General features: G+C 66.6%; 2 protein-coding genes. Both read left to right on the top strand.

From position 1 onward, the window contains the following. The first annotated feature begins 313 nt into the window (after positions 1-313). Positions 314-889: a CvpA family protein gene (locus H5T60_13125; GenBank protein ID MBC7243372.1), complete on the top strand. Its 576-nt coding sequence runs from the start codon at positions 314-316 to the stop codon at positions 887-889. Positions 890-915: 26 nt separating this feature from the next. Further along, positions 916-3,345 carry an endonuclease MutS2 gene (locus H5T60_13120; GenBank protein ID MBC7243371.1) on the top strand — a complete coding sequence of 810 codons (2,430 nt, stop codon included), beginning with the start codon at positions 916-918 and terminating at the stop codon, positions 3,343-3,345. The last annotated feature ends 13 nt before the right edge of the window (positions 3,346-3,358 follow it).

Here is a 3,358-nt window from a genome sequence, read left to right as displayed (position 1 = left end):
TTCGGCGATTACAGCCGCGAGCGGGAAGTGCTTTTCGAGGGGAAGAGCCTGCACGATATTTGCGGTGAGATTGAAGAACAGCAAAAGAAGCCTTCCGCCGGCACCTGAAACAACCCTTTGGGAAAAGTACCGCTTTGTAGAAAGCGGCGTGCCGCAGGTGGCAGTCACTCGCAGGCGACTGCCATCTCCATGTCTTATGCCCCGGAACTGATACCAATTTCCTATCACCTCCTGGCGCGGAAATCTTTGCGAAGGCCCCGGAATATGTTATACTCATAATGTATCCGGCCGTACATCGCACGGGGAGAAGCGCATGAACGGTTTTGACGTGCTCATCATTATCGCTTTGGCCGCCGGCGCCGCCTGGGGCTTTATCCACGGCCTCATCCATCAGGCTATCGGGATGGCGATGCTGTACGTCTCCCTCATCGTGGCGACGATGTTTTATTCCGACATCGCGCCCGGCCTGGGACGCGTCGTTCATTTGGAACCGAAGGCCGCCGGCGCCGTGTCCTTCCTGCTCCTGCTCATCATCGCTATCAACGTCCTGGGGCTGGCCCTGCGCGGGGTGCGCAAGCAGGAGATAAAGGCCCTGCGCCTGCTCAATCAGATTGGGGGCATGGCCTTTGGTGTCGCCATGGCCGGCATCTGGATCGCCATCGTCATCGCCCTCCTCAACTACGCGATCGGCGTGCCGGTCAACTGGCACGACCCCGGCAAACCCATGCTGGCCACCCTGCAGGCGGAATCCTTCCGCCGCATGATCGCCATCGGGCTGGCGCGCTCCCCGCTGGCGCGCGCCTTCACTGTGCTCCTGCCCTACATCCTTTCCAGCGTCTCCCCCTTCGTGCCGGCCTCCCAGGTACTGCAAATCTTCATCATCGAATGACAAATCGGACGGTCTGAACATCACCCATGGAAGATAGATATCTCGACATCCTGGAGTTCCCGAAGATTCTGGAACGGCTGGCCGCGTACGCCGATTTTTCGGCCGGCCAGGCCCTGGCGCGCGCCCTGCGCCCCACGGCCGACCTGGAAGAGGCGCGCCGGCGACAGCAGGAGACCGCCGAGGCCATGCGCCTGCTTTCCGCCGGCATGACCCTTTCGGTGGGCGGTGCCCGCGACATCCGCCCCCTGCTGGACGAATGCAAGCGCGGCATCAGCCTCCAGCCGGAGGACTTCCTGGAAATCCGCGCCACCCTTGCCAGCGCGCGCTCCCTGCGGCAGAGCCTGGGCCGGCAGGTGGCCCTGGCGCCCCACTTGGCCGGCCTGGCCCAGCGCATCGAGGACTGCGCCCACGTGGTCGCCGAGATCAACCGCTGTATGGACGAGGCCGGCGAGATACGCGACAGCGCCAGCCCCATGCTGGCGCAAATCCGCGCCGCCCTGCGCGAGGCGCACGAGCGGGTCCTGCGCCAGCTCAACCGGCTGATCCACTCGGCGGAGAGCGCCGGCTACCTCCAGGAACCCATCATCACCCAGCGCAACGGGCGCTATGTCATCCCACTCAAAGCCGAGTTCAAGGGGCGCATCCCGGGCATCATCCATGACCAGTCCGCCAGCGGCGCCACGCTCTTCATCGAACCGCTGACCACGGTGGAGCTGAACAACGAGTGGCGCGAACTGCAGTTGGCGGAACAGGCGGAGATCCGCCGCATCCTGGCCAATCTGTCCATGCTGATCGCGCAGGAAGCGCCGTTCATCGAGCGCACCGTGGGGATACTGGCCGAGCTGGACCTGATTTTCGCCAAGGCCAAGTATGCCCAGGATCTGCGCGCTGTCTCGCCGGAGCTGGTGCCGTTCGAGAAGCCGCATCCGGTGGCCGGCGACCCCAATGTCATCCACCCGGGGAGCGTCATCGTACTGCCCCGGGCGCGCCATCCCCTGCTGGACCCGCAGACGGTAGTGCCCATTGACGTGCGGCTCGGCCCCGATTACTTCGTGCTGGTCATCACCGGCCCCAATACCGGCGGCAAGACCGTAGCGCTCAAGACGGTGGGCCTCCTGGCCGCCATGGCACAGGCCGGCATGGCCATCCCCGCCGCCGAAGGGGCGCGGCTCTCCGTGTTCGACGGCATATATGCCGATATCGGGGATGAGCAGTCCATCGAGCAGAGCCTGTCCACTTTCTCTTCCCACATGAACAACATCGTGGATATCTTGCGGCGGGCGACCTCCCACTCACTGGTGGTGCTGGATGAGCTGGGCGCCGGCACCGACCCGGAAGAAGGCTCCGCCCTGGCCCAGGCCATCCTCTCGCACCTGGTGGCGCGGGGTATCACCACCTTCGCCACCACCCATTACTCGGAGCTGAAGATTTACGCCCACAGCGCGCCCGGCGTGCAGAACGCCAGCGTCGAATTCGACCCGGAGACCCTGCGCCCGACCTATGAGCTGACCATCGGGCTCCCGGGGCGCTCGAACGCGCTGGCCATCGCCCGCCGGCTGGGCCTGGACGAGAGCATTATCGCCGACGCCACCCGCCGCGTCTCCGCCGAGGCGCTTCAGGCCGAATCCCTGCTGAACCATCTCAAGACCACCCAACAGCAGGCGCGCCGCGAGCTGGAGCTGGCGCAGGCCGCCCGACAGGAAGCGGAACGGCTGCGCGATGAGCTTCGTCAGAAGCTGGCAGCCATCGAAGAGGCTCGCCGGCAGGTGCTGGCCGAGGCGCGCGAGCAGGCGCGTCAAGAGCTGGCAGAACTGCGCCAGGAGATCGAACGCCTGCGCGCCGAAGCAGAGGAAGCGCGCCGCGCCCTGCGGCAGGCGCCGGCCGCGCCGGCAGTGCGGACGCTCTCCCAGGAAGTCGAGGCGCTGGAGGAAGCCTGGGCGCCGGTGCGCAGCCCGCAAGCCCCCGCGGAAGAGGTCGGGCCCTGGGTGCCCCCGCAGGTGGGGGACCGGGTCTGGATCGAGGGGCTTTCCGTGGAAGGAGAGGTGACGGGCGTCGCCGGCGACGAGGTGGAACTGCAGGCCGGCTCCCTGCGCCTGCGCCTGCCGGCCCGTCAGGTGCGGGTGCGCCGGCAGGCCGCGCCGGCACAAGAGCCGGCGCCTTCCATTTCGTTCGACCTGGAGCGGCCGCGCCCGCCGACCGAGCTGGACCTGCGCGGCATGCGGGCGGAGGACGCGCTGGAGGCGCTGGAACGGTACCTGGACGCCGCACTGCTGGCCAATTTGCCCTGGGCGCGCATCATCCACGGCAAAGGAACCGGTGCACTGCGCCAGGCGGTGCGGGAATTTCTCCAGGGCTACCGCCATCTCCTGGAGTTTCAGCCGGCGGATGCCTCCGAGGGCGGGGATGGTGTGACGATAGTAACCTTCAAACGAGGGGAGCCGGCGGCCAGGCCGTGAACCCCTCCGGTGA

It is taken from the genome of Anaerolineae bacterium, assembly GCA_014360855.1.
Taxonomy (GTDB): domain Bacteria; phylum Chloroflexota; class Anaerolineae; order JACIWP01; family JACIWP01; genus JACIWP01.
Note: the sequence above shows the minus strand (reverse complement) of the source record. Positions and strands in the feature narration are given on the sequence as shown.

Bases quoted from the DNA above. Each gene is read 5' to 3' on its own strand.
- H5T60_13120 (MBC7243371.1), top strand. From the start codon at position 916: ATGGAAGATAGATATCTCGACATCCTGGAGTTCCCGAAGATTCTGGAA.
- H5T60_13125 (MBC7243372.1), top strand. From the start codon at position 314: ATGAACGGTTTTGACGTGCTCATCATTATCGCTTTGGCCGCCGGCGCC.